Here is a 15,911-nt window from a genome sequence, read left to right on the forward strand (position 1 = left end):
GCGTCCTCAGCGGACGCTGGCGACCGCGTCGGAGCGGCCGTCGTTGATCGTCACCCAGGCGCCGGAATTCCGCTCGGACTGGCGCTTCAGGTAGGTGTAGCCGGTATTGGTCCAGGACAGCACCTTGGGCTGGAGATTGTCGAGGATGAACTCGCCAAGGCTGGTGCGCACGGTCAGCACCGCATGGCCGTCGCCATTGCGCTGGCGCACCACCGTCATCAGCAGATCGCCGGCCGGCACGCCGATGCTCATCAGCTCGCGGCGCTTTTCCAGCGCATAGTCCTCGCAGTCGCCGAAGCCGCTATTGGGAAAGGACCAGACTTCCTCCTTGCCCCACATTTCCATGTCGGTGCGCGGCGCGACCCTGCTGTTGACCGAATTGTTGACCTTGACGATCGTTGCCCACAGCTTGCGGGTCAGCTCGACGGGTGCCCGGCCAGGCGTCCTCTGATTGCATTCCTGCGGAAGCTGCTGGCACAATTCGTAGTGTCCGACCGGCTGCGTGGTGCGGCCGCCGGTGTGCATGAAGACCGGCTCCGCCGCGTTTACAGTCCCCCAACCGAAAAGCTGCATCGCTATTGCCGCCAGCAACAGCTTGCCCCTCATCCTGTTCATTATTCAGTCTCCCCGTTTGAGGAGACAATGACACGGCTGGATTTATTTGACGCAAAAGCGCGAAGTAGACATTAAGTAAAACGCCAATAGAATAAACATAAAATTTGACGCAATTGAATATAGAATTGTTTAAGGATTCCAGCCGGGCATGTTCCCACGCTTCGTCGCACCGTTCGAACAGCTAGGATGGCGGGACAGAGGGGGCGCGAAGAATCGCCAGCCTCTCTTCCCGATAGTGCTAACGCTTCCGCGTCAGCCGCGCGATGAGCTGAATTCGGTATCGAGCGTTTCCGGCCGCTGGATGACGGCGAACTCGATGGCGACGCCATCTTCGAAATGGCGCACTATCTGGCCGCGCATGGTGCCCAGCGTCACCTGGACGCCGATGGCCGGCTTGACGTCGATCTCGATCGCCGCGCCCGACAGCGACAGGTCGATGATGCGGCACTGGTACTGGCGTCCGTCGGCAAGCTGCAGCACGCTCGTCGGGTTGCGCGGCGCGACGCGTTCATGGCGGCGGTCCTCCGGCAGGTCGAGTTCGTGCTTGTTGGCAAGCCAGGTCAGTTGCGCGGCGAGCTTGTCCCTCTTGCGGTCCGACGCGATGACGGTCATCGCAAAGCCATCCTGCAGCGTGCGGGTGATGACGCCTTCGATGCGGCCGATGTGATCGATATAGGCAATGACCTTTTCGCCAGCCAGGCCGGCGCGCTCGGTGCGCAGCGCAACGTTGCCGGGCGACATGTCGACCACCTGGCAGGGATGTTCGGTGCGGTCTTCCAGCATGAAGCGTCCGTAAATTTTCACGCGGACGCGCTGAAAGTTACGCCTTTCAGCTTGGGACGGCGCATGGTCGACCGCCGCTGACCTCATCACTGCCATACCCCGTTCGGCATTCCGCGCATGGATGCGGGGAATTTCAGCGGAAAACTACAACAAAGCAGGTTAACAAAGGGGAAAGCCCGGCGCTGTTGCTTTAAGCTTTGGGCATCATTCCTCGCGTCCGCCGTCGAAGACGACCAGGTGACGGATGCGGCGGGCCTGGCCGAGCGCCGAAATCGTCTCGGGCGGGTCGAATTCCGATGGGGCGAGCGAGGGAACCTCGATCGCCGGCCGGTTCCCCGGGAACATCGGCTCCTTGTCGGGATCGACGACGCGGATCGAATCGATCAAGGCGTCGAGAACCGGGTCGGCACCCAGCCAGAAGGGTTTTTCGACGGCGCTGATCACGCCGAGGCAGCGCCGGCTCTCGACACCGCCGTCGAGCGGCAGCGCGAGCAGCTCGAACCTGTTGGACCGGCCGTTGCGGCTGAAACCCTCATAGGTGATGAGCATCACCGATTTCAGGTCGAAGACGCCATCGGTCAGCTTCGAAATCAGTCGCTGGTCCTTCTCGCGCCACAGCGAAGGGAATGAAAACCCCTTGAGTTCGCGGCCATAGACCGCGCAGAGCCTGGTGCCGGCCAGCCGGAACACCGCTTCGCCGCGCGTGTCCTTTTCCAGGATGAACGTGTCGGCCAGCAGCGACTTGATGTCGGCGGGTTCGACTTCCGAGCGTTTCGGGGCAGGGCGTCCGTCACGCAACCGGTTCCAATAATGGAACAGCGTGATCGATCCGGTCTGGTTCATGCTAATGCTGCTCCGCGCATTCTGTCTTCTGATGTCCCATCGGTGAACAGAAGGGCGCCCTCCGAAGACCTACATGCGTTGCGGAGCAGGATGCGTGCCAGCATCGTTAATACTTGTTCACGGGTCGGGGCGGTTAAGGTTAACAACTGGTTTACGTTGCGCGCCTGCCAGCCCTGTGGCACACCAAAACCACTCCAGAAGCGGTCGTTTTGCGACGATCGGCAGCACTTCAGTCAAGAGTTCAGGGGGAGCAAGGGGGCTCGACCAGCCGTTCAAGGGAAACCTTGGACGGCTTCTTTTTTGATTCGGGGCTGCTGATTCGCCGTTTGTGATTCGGTTGGCCGTGATCTACATGCTCGCGAAGTCCAATCCAGCGACTGAGTGCAAGCCATATGAGCGACCCAGAAAGCCCACCGGAGATCGAGCAGGGCCAGGGTGGGCCGGTCGCCCGCGAACCGGAGCGCCGCGAACCGGTGTTCAACCTGCCGCCCGTGGTGCTGGCGGTGATCGGCATCTGCGTCGCGGTCCATCTGATCCGGGTCTATTGGCTGACCGACGACCAGGACTTCGAACTGCTTGTCCGGGCTGCGTTTGTCCCGATCCGCTATTCCGGCCGCTTCGATCTGGATTTCTTCGCGTTTTCGAGCCCTTTTACCTATGCCTTCCTGCATGGCGGCTTTGCCCATCTTGCCATCAACATGGTGTGGCTCGCGGCCTTCGGCTCACCGTTGGCCAACCGCTTCGGCGCGCTGCGCTTCAGCCTGTTCTTCGCCGCGACCGGACTGGCGGCGGCGGCGCTGTTCTGGGCCATGCACCCGCTTGGCGAGGCGCCGCTGGTCGGCGCCTCCGGCGCGATTTCCGGCATGATGGGCGCGGCGGCGCGCTACGGCTTCCGCATCGACCGCTCGTCGGGCAAGGCCGCCTTTGCCGGCCAGCCTTTGCCGATGGCGGCGGTGCTGCGCTCGCGCGGCGTCGTCACCTTTCTCGCCATGTGGATGGTGATCAACCTCGCGACCGGCCTCTTCGGCCTGGCGCCTGGCATTGACGGCCAGATCGCCTGGGAAGCCCATATTGGCGGCTTTCTTGCCGGCTTCTTCGGCCTGCGGTTTTTTGATCGGCGAGAGCAGGTGCCCCGGCAGGCGGACGAGCCGGAGACCTGAGACCGCCGCACTTGAAAAGCAACCGATCGCGGCGCACGATGTTCATCCCAGGGAAAGCCGGCCAGGGCAGGAGCCGGCAGGAAATGCAGAGGAGGACGCCATGACTGTTAAGGCAATTCTCGAGGCAAAAGGCCACGACGTGGTGACGCTCGGGCCGAACGAAAAGCTCAGCGAAGCCATCCGCATGCTTTCCGAACACAGGATCGGCGCGCTGGTCATCACCAACGGCGATCACAAGATCGTCGGCATTCTTTCCGAGCGCGATGTGGTGCGGGTTCTCGCCAAGGAGGGGGCGGCGGCGCTCGACCTTGCCATCCGCTCGGCGATGACGCCCAAGGTGAAGATCTGCAATGAGAACCACACCGTCAACGAGGTCATGGAGATCATGACCAAGGGCCGCTTCCGCCATCTGCCGGTGGAAAAGAACGGGCTGCTCGACGGCATCGTGTCGATCGGCGACGTGGTCAAGCGGCGCATCGAGGATGTCGAGCGCGAGGCCGAGGAGATCAGGGCCTATATCGCCACGGCATGAGGCTAGGACGGCCGGGTTGCCGGCCATTGAACTTTTTTCAAGCCGCTGTTGCAGTCCATCGCGGCAGGTGCGGGCCTGTGCCGCGTCGGCGCCTGCGGCTTTGCGCTTGTCTCTTTTGGCGGTTTGCACTAGCGAAGTTGCACATCAAAATATGCGTTCTCGCATATCCGCAATTTCAATATGCAGGCCCTTATGAGCATCATCGATACCCGCACGCCCGACGCCAAGCGCCTGGTTCCCGGCGCCACCGGCGACTGGGAGATCATCATCGGCCTCGAGGTCCACGCGCAGGTGACCTCGCAGGCAAAGCTGTTTTCCGGCGCCTCGACCATTTTCGGCGCCGTGCCCAACGCCAATGTCAGCCTGGTCGATGCGGCGATGCCCGGCATGCTGCCGGTCATCAACGAGGAATGCGTCAAGCAGGCGATCCGCACCGGGCTGGGCCTGAAGGCCGAGATCAACCACAAATCGGTTTTCGACAGGAAAAACTATTTCTATCCCGACCTGCCGCAGGGCTACCAGATATCGCAGTTCAAGCAGCCGATCGTCGGCGAGGGCAAGGTGATCGTCTCGGTCGGCCCGGACCGGCAGGGCGAATTCGAGGACATCGAGGTCGGCATCGAGCGCCTGCACCTGGAGCAGGACGCCGGCAAGTCGATGCACGACCAGCATGCGACGATGTCCTATGTCGATCTCAACCGCTCCGGCGTGGCGCTGATGGAGATCGTCTCCAAGCCGGATATGCGCTCCGCCGATGAAGCCAAGGCCTATGTCACGAAGCTGCGCACGATCGTGCGTTATCTCGGCACGTGCGACGGCAATATGGACGAAGGCTCGCTGCGCGCAGACGTCAACGTCTCGGTGCGCCGGCCCGGCGGCGAATTCGGCACGCGCTGCGAGATCAAGAACGTCAACTCGATCCGTTTCATCGGCCAGGCCATCGACTATGAAGCGCGCCGGCAGATTGCCATCCTCGAGGACGGCGGCAGGATCGAGCAGGAAACGCGGCTGTTCGACCCCAACAAGGGTGAGACGCGCTCGATGCGCTCCAAGGAAGAAGCGCATGACTACCGCTATTTCCCCGATCCCGATCTTCTGCCGCTGGAATTCGACCAGGCCTATGTCGACGAACTGGCAAAGGACCTGCCGGAACTTCCCGATGCCAAAAAGGCGCGGCTGATCGCTTCGCTTGGCCTGTCGACCTACGATGCCTCGATCCTGGTATCGGAAAAGGCGATTGCCGATTATTTCGAGAAGGTGGCGGCCGGGCGCGACGGCAAGCTCGCCGCCAACTGGGTCATCAACGACCTCCTGGGGGCCTTGAACAAGGCCGGCAAGGATATTGAAAACGCTCCTGTTTCGCCCGACCAGCTTGGCGCGGTCATCGACCTGATCAAGGAAGGCACCATCTCCGGCAAGATCGCCAAGGATCTGTTCGAGATCGTCTGGAACGAGGGCGGCGATCCGCGTCAGCTGGTCGAAAGCCGCGGCATGAAGCAGGTCACCGATACCGGCGCCATCGAAAAGGCGGTGGACGAGGTGATCGCGGCCAACCCGGACAAGGTCGAACAGGCGCGTGCCAAGCCGACCATGGCCGGCTGGTTCGTCGGCCAGGTGATGAAGGCGACTGGCGGCAAGGCCAATCCGCAGGCGGTCAACGAGCTGGTCAAGGCCAGGCTCGGGATCGAGTAGGATGTTCGTCCGCACCGCCGGCGAGCGCGATCTTGCGGCGGTGCGCGCATTGCTGGTCGAGACATGGCATGCCACCTATGATGCCATCTACGGCGGGCCGCGGGTCACCGAAATCACCGATGAATGGCATTCTATCGCCGCGCTCAAGGCACGGCTGACGCGGCCGAACTCGGAGTTCCTGGTCGCCGACGACGGCAAAAACATCGGCGGCATGGCTTTCGCCGCCGCTACCACGGATGCCAGGATCGTCATGCTGAACCAGCTTTACGTGCATCCGGCCTGGCAGAGGCAAGGCATCGGCCAGGCGCTGCTGGACGAAATCGAGGCCAGCTTTCCGGAGGCCCGGACGCTGCGTGTCGAGGTCGAGGAAGCAAATGCTCCGGCTGTCGCCTTCTACCGCGCGAGGGGGTTCTTGCCCGCCGGCAACACGGCCGATTGCGGCGGCGCCTCGGGATTGCCGGCGCTGGTTTTGGAGAAGGCGATCGGCTAGCTCGTTCGCCTGACGTTCAGTTGCGTTTCTCAGGCAGGTTGGAGCAGCCGGCAGCGAGAAACTCGCACGGCAGGCCGCCCGACGTGTGCGGGGGCGTGGCGGCTTCGATTTTTTCGACCTCGTAATATTTCGAGGTGACACCCCATTTTTTGACGCCCTGGCACGTCGAGCGCACGCCAACCTCCGTCGCCTTTGCCGCGGTCTTGTAATAGGTGGTGATCCGGCAGGATTGGCTGACCGGCAGCGCGTTCGCCGGGCTCGTGACCGGCGGCAGGAAGTTCGGGAAGGCAAGCAGAGAGATTGCCGCAATGATCCTGACGGCGGGCATGGTGTGGGGAAGGTGCAGCATCGTTTGTCTCCATCGATGGCGCCGCTCGCTCGTGGCGCAGCGGCGCGTTTGTTGCGGCAAGATCAGGCCATGATGCCGGCGCTGCCGCATCTGCCGCGCGCGGGAAGGCGGCAGCGGTCTGAACCGCCGCCGTCATCCGCGAGCGGCCGCGTCAGGGCGTTTTCGGCTTGATGAGCGTCTTTATCGGAACGGCGACTTTTGGAGGCCGGACCGTACTGGTTCCACCATCGACGGCCAGCCCGCCGCTGTTGAGATAGCGCACCGTATAGTGCAGCTCGTAGCCGGGAACTCTGATCCATGTAGGCTTGTGATTGAACTGGTCCGGAGGCCTCGAATACCACTTCGGGATCTGCATGATCTTGGAACCGGCACCGAATCCCGCAGTCTTGGCCGCTACCGCGAAGGCGCTGTCTCTGGGGTCGTTCGGCGGCTGGTCGACATTGCCGATGACGACCAGCGAATCGTATTTTCGCGCGTCCAGCCGTACTGCGGGAAGGTTCAGCGCAGCCACGTCGCCTTCGCGCATCGTCAGCGCCTTCTGACGGCCATCCTCATTGGCATAGACGTTGAGGTTTATGGCCTCGGATTCCGCATAGACGACATTGTTGTGGAAGTCGCGGGCTGGCAGGCGTGTGAGGCTGTCGAAGGTCACTTCAACCGTCGGCTTGGCTATGGCGTCCGTCACCACCAGGTTGCGCCGCGGCACCGTCCAGAAGATGAGATCATCGCCGGTGGCCTGCGTGCCGGCATCGGAGCCGTCTATTGCCGAGCATTTCGAATTTGGAACCGGCGTCGTCACCGGCAGAGGTGCCGAAAACGAGCTGCGTACCTGAGCGTCGATGTAATTGCCGACGTTGAAAACGTCTTCGAGGATGTTGCCGCCCTCGAAGCTCGCCGGGCCGGGTTGCGAGCGGATGATGACCTGGCTGGAATCGGTCTGCCAGCCGCTGCAGAAGACGTTGACGTCTATGGGAATGCCGATGTGGCGGTCGGAGGTCACCGGGATCGAGACTTTGATGGTCAGGATGTAAGGAACTTTGACAAACCAGCTGTTCGGCTGGTTCAGCATCTGCGTCGCAAAGCGCGACGGCCGCCATTGCTTCAGCGATTCGATCGATGCGCGTGACGATCGTCCCTGGGCGGCCAGCTGTGCGTTGGTGGCGTCGACCTTGGCTTGCGCCAGGTTGCGGACGGTGTTGGTGATCAGGAACACGCCGAGTTCGGCTTTGCAGGGCCTGTTCGATTGTGTGGCGTTGCATGGGGCAAGTGCCGCACTGGGAACCGGCGGCCCCGAAGGCGGCGGCTGGGCGGCCGCGGTGGCCGCCATCAGGCAGAAGAACAGCATCGTGCAGGTTTTCAACATGGTATCCTCGCTCTGTCGTTGGAAACCACCCTCCGGCTAGACAGCAGCATGTGTTCGATTGCGGTTCATCGCCCGCACGGGGGATGAACCGCGAAACATCGGGCCGGCCCAGCGACGTCGAGCCGCCGTCCTTTTCGGATTGGATATCTACTGCTTCACGACGCCTTTGGTTGTCGCCTTCGGCGCGACGACCTTGGGCTTGGGGGTTTTCGGGCCGGGGTCGACTACCAATGCGGCCGTGCAGGAGCATTTGCCCGAACCGCAGTTCAGGTCGCCCTTGCACATTTTGGAATGCCGCATATCGGTGCAGTCGGCGGTCCCGGAGCAGGAGCAACTGCCTTGCCCAATCGTTCCGGACTGACATTTGAAGCTCCATGCCGGATCGGCGGCAAGGCCGGCCACTGCGAGCGATAAGGCAAAAAGCGTCGTCGAGATGAGCTTGCGCATGAATACCTCCCGGTTCTATCGAGCGATGGAACCACGAAGCAGCAACGCCTTCATCTCCCGCGCGGGGGACGAACTCGCATACCGGTGACGATCGTCAATGCTGTCCCTTCAGCACGACGAGATAGCCGCGTTCGACGCGAAGCCGGAACGCGATTTGCCCTGCAGTGCCGGGATCCTTGGAAACCTTGTCGATGACATAGCCGCTGGGATGCGAGCCAAGCCATTCTTCCGGTTTGTCGGTGGTTTCGAATGGCTTTTGCAACCGGGCCAGGAAGCCGACTTCGCCTTGATAGTCGAAAGCCACGGCCCAGTCCGCATCCTTTCGCTCGTCGATGAAGTTGGCGAGCGGCGTCAGATCATAGCGTTTGAACGCGGTTGCCGATGCTACCGCGTGGCCGATGCCGAAAATGACAAGCATGACGATGGCCGAGCTCTTCAGCCTGGCGAGCGGGATCTCCGCCATGAAATAGCCGAACAGGATGATCACGAACGGCAACATCGGCACGACATAATGAGGCTGCTTGCCGGATATCGCGCTGAACACCAGAAACACGGCAACGAACGAGAATGACAGCAGGCGCAAGGCGCGCAGATCCGGCGACTTCGCGTCGATCAGGCTGCGTATCCGCGTGCGCAGCTTCAACCGCCACACCTCGGGTATGAAGATCCACGGTATGAACATGACCGGCAGCAGCAGCAGATAGAAATAGAACGGCCGGCCGTGCGAATTGCGCAAATTGCCGGTGACGCGCCCCGCCGACTGGTTCCAGACGAGATCATAAACGAAATTGCCTTTTGTCAGGATGGTCGCCGGCACCAGCCAGATCGCCACCGGAATTAGTGCGGCGAGCAGGGCCAGGCCCATTCCAGCGAGGAAGTTCGGTGTCGTCAGTCCCGCCCGCCCGTCGCGCCAGAACGGGTAGAACAGGATGGGCGCGCCGATATGGATCAGCACCACCGGGCCTTTCGTCAGCACGCCCATGCCGATGAACAGCCCGGCCAGGACGGCCTGCCAGCGGTTGCCGCTGCGGGCAAAGGCAATCAACGACAACAGCGCGGCGAGCACAAAGACCGCCAGCAACAGATCGAACAGGATCAGCGTCGAATAGATGACGAACACGCTGCTTCCGGCGACCAGCCAGGGGATGCGCCGCGCGATGTCGTCGCGGCCCGGAAACAGGGTCTTTGCCAACGCCGTCGTCAGCCAGATGACGAGCGAGGAGGCGGCGAAGATGACCAGCATCGCCGCCGGCCGGCTGGCGCCGAAAATATTCCAGACAAGGTCGATAAGCCAAAACAGCAGTGGCGGCTTCTGCAGATAGGGCGCGAAATTCATCGTCGGGACGAAGATCTGTCCGCTCAGATACATTTCCCAGGTGACGCTGAGATATCGCGTTTCGTCGACGGGCAGCAGTGGCCGGAAAGCGACCGCGATTACGATCAGCCCAAGCAGAAAGAGGTAGGGGAGCAGCCGCTCGGTAGATGTCGGTGTCAAAGATCGAGATCCGCGCCAGAAACCATTTTCATTCCAGCCGAGCATAGTGCCGCGTTTCTGGACCGCGAACGACCGCACCATGATTTTGGCCGAATTGCAACGATGCCGGTTTCGTTTCGCAGATTTTGCGGACGATGGTCTCAAGGGCTTGAAAAACTTGCCGGCCGAGTCTTTTGGACCGCTGCCGGTCCGGGGAACCTGAGCAAAATCACCTGGAGCGCAAGGGTGGCGACAATTCGCGCATCAACAGTTCGAGCTCGCGCTGATCGCCTGTACCGGTCTTGTCGAAGATCGTCGCCAGTTGCGACTTGACGGTGCCGTCCGAGACGCCGCCGGCCGTGGCGATTTCCTTTCGCGTCAGGCCGGCGGCAACGTGACCGGCGACGCGCCTTTCTGCCGCGGTCAATCCGAACAGCGCCGCAATGGCGTCCAGCGCCGGGATTGGTGCCGAACCGGCCGCCGCGATGAAGATCGCTGCAGCGGCGCGCTGCGAGATGCGCGCCGAGATCTCACGCCGCGCCAGCGGCATCACATGGGCCACCGCCGGAACGGCCGTCTTGGCCAGGGGAATGTTGATGCCGCAAGGTCCGAGCGCGAATTCGTCGCGCGTGCCGAGCTGGACGGCGCGGCCGATCGCGGCATTGGCATTGGCATAGGTGAAGGAAAGCTGGCCGCGCACGCAAGCAACCGAAATGTTTTCGGCGAGCAGCGCTTCGGCTGATGGATTGGCGAAGATGATGGTCATGTCTTCGGCGACGATCAGCACCGGATGGTCGAGGCTTTCGATGATGGAGCGGAAGATTTCGGCCTTGCGCCGCTCGGCTTCGAACAGGTCGCCGATGGTCACCGCGCGCCGCACATGCGGTGCCAACAGGCAGACAAGCTCGAGATCCTCGCGGGAAATCTGGCGCCTGTCCTTGTCGGTAACCACCATCAGCGTGCCGATCCGGGTCGGCCGCTTCATCAACGCCACCCAGAAGAAATCGTCCAGGCGGTTGGGTTGCACCCATTCGCGCACGATGCGGCTTTCGAGCCATCTCTGTCGCGTATCCGGGCCTTGCAGGGCGTAGATCGAATCGACGGTGAACGGCACGTCGATCTCCATCTTGGGAACCGCCGCATAGAACGGCACTTGCGAGCCGTAGTCATGCTTCAACGGCTCAAGAACTGCGGGATCGCCGCAAGACACCGAAAACCGCGCGGAGCTGCTGATCGTGTCGATGACGGCGAGCATGGCAAGCTGGCCTTCCGCCAGGTTGCAGATAGCCTCGAGTGTCGCCTGCCAGCGGTCGACGTCGGCAATCGAATCGTAGATCGCCTCAACGACCTGCGGCAACGCGCGACCGGCCGTGCCCGCCAGCGATGACATGAGCCCCTCTCATTTGCCGTCCTTGAGGCAACGAAGCTTCAACTCCTAGAATAACGCTGCGTAAGGTTGCCAACAACCCATTTCATCTGCTTCGGGCGGCCGCGAAAATAACATGATCGTTTCGCTTTCCCGCCACCCATTTGCTCCTCGATTGCGGCAAGACGCTTGCCTTCGCAATGCCGTGACGCCATAAGCAGGAACAGGCGCCGCAGCCGCCGCGAGGACTTGCTTCAAGGACTTGCCACGAGGATTTGGATGAAAACTTTCCTTCTGCAGTTTTTCACCTGGTGGAATAGCCAAACATTGGGGACGCGCTTCCACACTTGGCGGCACGGCAAGAAGGTCGGGCAGGACGAGGTCGGCAACGTCTACTATGAGGGCGGCGTCGATTCGGAAGGCCGCACCCGTCGCTGGGTCATCTACCGCAACTATTCGGAAGCCTCGGCGATCCCGCCCGGCTGGCACGGCTGGATCCATCATCGTGTCGACGTTGCGCCGCCAAGCGAAGACTACAAGCCACGCGACTGGCAAAAGCCGCATGTGCCGAACCTCACCGGCAGCCCCGCGGCCTATCGCCCGAAAGGCTCGGTGCTGACCAACCAGCATCGTCCGCAGGTGACGGGCGACTACGACGCCTGGACGCCTGGTTCGTGATCGATCGCCGCGACACGCGCGCGGTCCCCACGGGGGCGGTCCCCACGAGGGCGGTCCCCACGAGGGCGGTCCTTTGTCGCCACAATTGCTGTTTAGCTGTTTGCTGATCCGACAGCAGCAACTAGCCTTGGCGTTAAGAGAATCACCCGGGCGCAAACCACCGGACCTTGCATGAGCATGTTCAGCCGAATTTTGACGGGCGGATTAACCGCGGTCGTTCTCGCTTCTATGGTGGCGCTTGCTACTGCGCAGGAATTGGCGCCGCCTGCGCCGGACGCGTCGGTGGCGCCTGCAGCACCCGCAGTATCCGAGCGCATCACCAATCCGGTCGCTGAATTCGCCGGCATCGACAAGATCACCGGCCGTATCATCACCTTCGATGTCTACATCGACGAGACGGTGCAGTTCGGCGCTTTGCAGGTGACGCCGCGCATCTGCTATTCGCGGCCCGAAAACGAAGAGCCGAAGACGGATTCGTTCGTCGAGGTCGACGAGATCACGCTCGACCGGAAAATACGCCGTATCTTCACCGGCTGGATGTTTGCCGAAAGCCCCGGGATCAACGCCGTCGAGCATGCCGTCTATGATATCTGGCTGAAGGGCTGCAAGCAGAAGTCCGACGTGCCAGCACCCGCCGCCCCCAAAACCAACTAGAATCTGTCAGCGCGCGGCGGATACCGCGTCTTGCGGAACCGCCGTGTTGCCCGAGCGTTGGTGCCTCTCTACGGAGGAGGTTGCCATGATAATGGCCAACAAGAACGAACTTCTCGACATCGAAAGGGGATTCTGGAGCGGCGGCGCCGACTATTTCAAGGCCAATGCCGATACCGAATGCCTGGTGGCCTTCCCGCAGATGGCGCGGGTGATGAGCAATACCGATCTGGCCGCAACTGCCACGGACCCGAACCGCTGGCGCGATCTCGACATCGACCTCAAGGGCATCATCGAGCCGGGCAGCGACATCGTCGTGCTGACCTACGAGGCGCGTGCGACGCGGCAAGATGGCGAAGCCTATGCGGCGCTGGTCAGCACCGGCTATGTCCACCGCGTCAATGGCTGGAAGATGATGTTCCACGCACAGACGCCGCTGGTGACGGCAGCAAAAGGCTGACCGGCCGCAAGAGCAATTCCAGGAAAGTGTGAACGGCTTTCCGTCCGGAATTGCGTTTCTGCGAAACGATGAGCCATTCCAGGTTATGGAAAAAACACGGCCTCGCCCTTCAGCGCCTCGGCCAGCATCTTCTCGTACTTGCCGCGCGGCACGTCGATTGCACCGAAGCGTTTGAGATGCTCGGTGGTGAACTGCGTATCGAGCAGTGCAAAGCCACGCGCCTTCAGGCGTTCGACGAGGTGAACCAGGCAGGCCTTTGACGCGTCGGTCTCCCTGGCGAACATGCTCTCGCCGAAGAACACGCGGCCGAGCGATACGCCGTAGAGCCCCCCGACCAATCGGTCGTTGTGCCAGGCCTCGACCGAATGGCAATGGCCCATCCGATGCAGCTCGATATAGGCTTCGCGGATCGGCGCGTTGATCCAGGTCGACCGCCGTTCCTCGCGCCTTTCGGCGCAGGCCTCGATCGTCGCCTCGAAGTCGAAATCGATGCGGAACTCGAACAGGTTCTTGCGGATCGTCTTTCTCAGGCTTTTCGGTATGTGGAACCCGTCGAGCGGAATGATGCCGCGCGTCTCCGGTCGCACCCAGAATACTTCGGGGTCATTGGCGCTTTCGGCCATCGGGAAGACGCCGGAGGCATAGGCTTTGAGCAACAGGTCGGTCGGGATGCGATAACCGGGTGCGTAGGGACGGGTCATCGCTTCGCCCCTGTGTCACTCGCCTTCGGCCAGGTATTTTTCCAGCCAGTGAATATCGTAGTCACCATTGGCGATGTCGGCGTTGCCAACGAGGTCGCGAAACAGTGGCAGCGTCGTCTTGATGCCGTCGACGACGAATTCGTCGAGCGCGCGCCGCAGCCGCATCATGCATTCGACGCGGTTGCGGCCGTGCACGATCAGCTTGCCGATCAGGCTGTCGTAGTAGGGCGGGATCTTGTAGCCGGAATAGACGCCGGAATCGACACGGATGCCGAGGCCGCCCGGCGTGTGGAAATGGGTGATGGTGCCCGGCGAGGGGGTGAAGGTGCGCGGATCCTCGGCATTGATGCGGCATTCGATGGCATGGCCGTGGAAGCGGATGTCCTCCTGGCGCACCGAAAGTCCGCCGCCCGACGCGACGCGGATCTGCTCGTGCACGAGGTCGATGCCGGTAATCGCCTCGGTCACCGGATGTTCGACCTGCAGGCGCGTGTTCATCTCGATGAAATAGAACTCGCCGTCCTCATAGAGGAATTCGATGGTGCCGGCGCCGGAATAGCCGAGATCGGCGATCGCCCTGGCGCAGACGCCGCCAATATGCGCGCGCTCCTCGGCATTGAGCGCCGGCGAGGGCGCTTCTTCCCAGACCTTCTGGTGGCGACGCTGCAGCGAGCAGTCGCGCTCGCCGAAATGCACGCCGCGCCCGGCGCCGTCGCCGAACACCTGCACTTCGATATGGCGCGGCTTCTGCAGATATTTCTCGATATAGACTGCGTCGTCGCCGAAGGCCGCACCCGCCTCCGAGCGTGCCGTCTGCAGCGCCACCTCGAGATCGGCCTCGCTACGCGCCACTTTCATGCCGCGCCCGCCGCCGCCGGCCGACGCCTTGATGATTACGGGGTAGCCGATCGCGGCGGCAATGCGCTTGGCTTCCTTGTCCTCGGTGACCGCGCCGTCGGAACCGGGCACCACGGGAATGCCGAGGCGTTTTGCGGTACGCTTGGCCTCGATCTTGTCACCCATGATGCGGATATGGTCGCCGGTCGGGCCGATGAAGGTGATGTTGTGCGCGGCGAGGATGTCGGCGAACTTGGCGTTCTCCGACAGAAAACCGTAGCCGGGATGCACCGCGTCGGCGCCGGTGATCTCGCAGGCGGCGACGATTTGGTGGATGTTGAGATAGCTGTCGCGCGACGGCGGCGGGCCGATGCAGACGCTCTCGTCGGCGAGACGCACATGCATGGCGTCGGCGTCGGCGGTCGAATGCACCACCACCGTCTGGATGCCGAGCTCCTTGCAGGCGCGCAGCACCCTGAGGGCGATTTCGCCGCGATTGGCGATGAGGATTTTCTGGAACATCTTTCGCCTGTTCCCGGCTCTACTCGATCACGACGAGCGGCATACCATATTCGACCGGCTGCGCATCTTCAAACAGGATCGCCGTCACCGTGCCGGCGCGCGGCGAGGGGATCTGGTTCATCGTCTTCATTGCTTCGATGATCAGCAGCGTCTGGCCTTCCTTGACCTTCTGGCCGATTTCGATGAACGGCCTGGCGTCGGGCGACGGTGCCAGATAGGCGGTGCCGACCATCGGCGAGGCAACGGCGTTCTTCGACACGTCGGGCGTCGCCGGCGCGGCCGCTGCTGCAGGCTGCGCGGCTGCCGGGGCATAGGCCGGCTGAGCTGTGGCGACGGCATGGACGGCCGGGGCCTGCCGCGAGACGCGCACCTTCAGATCGCCCAGCTCGACCTCGATCTCGGTCAGGTTGGTGTCGTTCAGTATGCCCGCCAGATCGCGGATCAGCTGCTGGTCAACACCGTTCTTCTTTATCGACATTTTCGAGCCTTCTGTTTGTTGGCCGGTCATAGGCGTGCAGCCAGCGCCTGCAGCGCCAGCGTGTAGCCGAGCGGCCCGAACCCGCAGATCATGCCGACGGCGACCGGCGCGACCATGGAGACGTGGCGGAATGGTTCCCGCGCGTGGATGTTGGAGAGATGCACCTCAGCGACCGGCAGCGGCGCGACAGCGCGGATGGCATCGTGAATGGCGATCGAGGTATGGCCGTAGGCGCCCGGATTGATGACGATCGCGGCGGCCTTGTCGGCGGCCTCCTGGATCCAGTCGACGAGGTCGCCCTCATGGTTCGACTGGCGGAAATCGATCTCCAGCCCAAGTGCGGCACCTGCCTGCTTGCAGTCGTCGGCGATCGCGGCAAGCGTCTTGCCGCCATAGATGCCCGGCTCGCGCTTGCCGAGCGCGTTGAGATTGGGGCCGTTCAGGACGAAAACCGTTTTCAAAAAATGCCG

19 protein-coding genes are annotated in these 15,911 nt (G+C 62.3%); 7 read left to right on the top strand and 12 right to left on the bottom strand.

Annotated features, from left to right (window positions below; translation table 11 throughout):
- Positions 1–6: 6 nt before the first annotated feature.
- The 3 genes from NKI16_RS23480 to NKI16_RS23490 all read right to left on the bottom strand — a co-directional run bounded on the left by NKI16_RS23480 (position 7) and on the right by NKI16_RS23490 (position 2,241).
- Complete coding sequence (locus tag NKI16_RS23480; RefSeq protein ID WP_352782751.1) at positions 7–606, bottom strand: transglutaminase-like cysteine peptidase; 600 nt, start codon at positions 604–606, stop codon at positions 7–9.
- Between the two features lie 261 nt (positions 607–867).
- A complete protein-coding gene (locus tag NKI16_RS23485; protein WP_352541383.1) occupies positions 868–1,485 on the bottom strand; it encodes a PilZ domain-containing protein in 618 nt (205 codons plus the stop codon).
- Positions 1,486–1,602: 117 nt separating this feature from the next.
- The gene (locus NKI16_RS23490; protein ID WP_352923728.1) at positions 1,603–2,241 is read right to left on the bottom strand and encodes a PAS domain-containing protein; all 639 of its coding nucleotides are present in this window, start codon (positions 2,239–2,241) and stop codon (positions 1,603–1,605) included.
- A gap of 392 nt (positions 2,242–2,633) precedes the next feature.
- On the opposite strand from NKI16_RS23490, the gene NKI16_RS23495 reads away from it, so the two are divergent.
- From NKI16_RS23495 to NKI16_RS23510, 4 genes are all read left to right on the top strand, one after another.
- A complete protein-coding gene (locus NKI16_RS23495; RefSeq protein WP_352782715.1) occupies positions 2,634–3,401 on the top strand; it encodes a rhomboid family intramembrane serine protease in 768 nt (255 codons plus the stop codon).
- 100 nt (positions 3,402–3,501) lie between these two features.
- Positions 3,502–3,933, top strand: a complete 432-nt coding sequence (locus NKI16_RS23500) for a CBS domain-containing protein (RefSeq protein ID WP_023717464.1) — start codon at positions 3,502–3,504, stop codon at positions 3,931–3,933.
- Positions 3,934–4,125: 192 nt separating this feature from the next.
- Positions 4,126–5,625 carry an Asp-tRNA(Asn)/Glu-tRNA(Gln) amidotransferase subunit GatB gene (gene gatB / locus NKI16_RS23505; RefSeq protein ID WP_352782712.1) on the top strand — a complete coding sequence of 500 codons (1,500 nt, stop codon included), beginning with the start codon at positions 4,126–4,128 and terminating at the stop codon, positions 5,623–5,625.
- Position 5,626: 1 nt separating this feature from the next.
- Positions 5,627–6,115, top strand: coding sequence for a GNAT family N-acetyltransferase (locus tag NKI16_RS23510; RefSeq protein ID WP_352782710.1), 489 nt, complete (start codon positions 5,627–5,629; stop codon positions 6,113–6,115).
- Between the two features lie 16 nt (positions 6,116–6,131).
- Here NKI16_RS23510 and NKI16_RS23515 read toward each other — a convergent pair whose 3' ends face one another.
- From NKI16_RS23515 to NKI16_RS23535, 5 genes are all read right to left on the bottom strand, one after another.
- A complete protein-coding gene (locus tag NKI16_RS23515) occupies positions 6,132–6,464 on the bottom strand; it encodes a hypothetical protein (RefSeq protein ID WP_352782707.1) in 333 nt (110 codons plus the stop codon).
- A gap of 151 nt (positions 6,465–6,615) precedes the next feature.
- On the bottom strand, positions 6,616–7,827 hold the full coding sequence (locus tag NKI16_RS23520) for a hypothetical protein (protein ID WP_352840250.1): 1,212 nt from the start codon (positions 7,825–7,827) through the stop codon (positions 6,616–6,618).
- A 147-nt stretch (positions 7,828–7,974) separates the two neighbouring features.
- Positions 7,975–8,274: a hypothetical protein gene (locus tag NKI16_RS23525; RefSeq protein ID WP_352646745.1), complete on the bottom strand. Its 300-nt coding sequence runs from the start codon at positions 8,272–8,274 to the stop codon at positions 7,975–7,977.
- 94 nt (positions 8,275–8,368) lie between these two features.
- Positions 8,369–9,769, bottom strand: a complete 1,401-nt coding sequence (locus tag NKI16_RS23530; protein ID WP_352782701.1) for an ArnT family glycosyltransferase — start codon at positions 9,767–9,769, stop codon at positions 8,369–8,371.
- A gap of 208 nt (positions 9,770–9,977) precedes the next feature.
- Positions 9,978–11,138 (bottom strand): helix-turn-helix transcriptional regulator, encoded by a 1,161-nt coding sequence (locus tag NKI16_RS23535; protein WP_352782699.1) that lies wholly within the window; start codon positions 11,136–11,138, stop codon positions 9,978–9,980.
- Between the two features lie 255 nt (positions 11,139–11,393).
- Here NKI16_RS23535 and NKI16_RS23540 point away from each other — a divergent pair, with 255 nt between their 5' ends.
- The 3 genes from NKI16_RS23540 to NKI16_RS23550 all read left to right on the top strand — a co-directional run bounded on the left by NKI16_RS23540 (position 11,394) and on the right by NKI16_RS23550 (position 12,903).
- Positions 11,394–11,792, top strand: coding sequence for an NADH:ubiquinone oxidoreductase subunit NDUFA12 (locus NKI16_RS23540; protein ID WP_352458848.1), 399 nt, complete (start codon positions 11,394–11,396; stop codon positions 11,790–11,792).
- 171 nt (positions 11,793–11,963) lie between these two features.
- Positions 11,964–12,446, top strand: coding sequence for a DUF2155 domain-containing protein (locus tag NKI16_RS23545; protein ID WP_023674819.1), 483 nt, complete (start codon positions 11,964–11,966; stop codon positions 12,444–12,446).
- 85 nt (positions 12,447–12,531) lie between these two features.
- A complete protein-coding gene (locus NKI16_RS23550) occupies positions 12,532–12,903 on the top strand; it encodes a hypothetical protein (protein ID WP_352782696.1) in 372 nt (123 codons plus the stop codon).
- Positions 12,904–12,986: 83 nt separating this feature from the next.
- Here NKI16_RS23550 and aat read toward each other — a convergent pair whose 3' ends face one another.
- Genes aat through aroQ form a run of 4 tightly spaced genes read right to left on the bottom strand, consistent with a single transcriptional unit; the run spans position 12,987 to position 15,902 of the window.
- Positions 12,987–13,604 carry a leucyl/phenylalanyl-tRNA--protein transferase gene (gene aat / locus NKI16_RS23555; protein ID WP_023674821.1) on the bottom strand — a complete coding sequence of 206 codons (618 nt, stop codon included), beginning with the start codon at positions 13,602–13,604 and terminating at the stop codon, positions 12,987–12,989.
- 15 nt (positions 13,605–13,619) lie between these two features.
- Complete coding sequence (accC, locus tag NKI16_RS23560) at positions 13,620–14,963, bottom strand: acetyl-CoA carboxylase biotin carboxylase subunit (RefSeq protein WP_023674822.1); 1,344 nt, start codon at positions 14,961–14,963, stop codon at positions 13,620–13,622.
- A gap of 19 nt (positions 14,964–14,982) precedes the next feature.
- A complete protein-coding gene (gene accB, locus NKI16_RS23565) occupies positions 14,983–15,441 on the bottom strand; it encodes an acetyl-CoA carboxylase biotin carboxyl carrier protein (RefSeq protein ID WP_023674823.1) in 459 nt (152 codons plus the stop codon).
- Between the two features lie 26 nt (positions 15,442–15,467).
- Positions 15,468–15,902 carry a type II 3-dehydroquinate dehydratase gene (gene aroQ / locus NKI16_RS23570; RefSeq protein ID WP_031211260.1) on the bottom strand — a complete coding sequence of 145 codons (435 nt, stop codon included), beginning with the start codon at positions 15,900–15,902 and terminating at the stop codon, positions 15,468–15,470.
- Positions 15,903–15,911 lie beyond the last annotated feature (9 nt).

The sequence above is a fragment of the Mesorhizobium sp. M0698 genome, from assembly GCF_040320455.1.
In the GTDB taxonomy this organism is placed as follows: Bacteria; Pseudomonadota; Alphaproteobacteria; order Rhizobiales; family Rhizobiaceae; genus Mesorhizobium.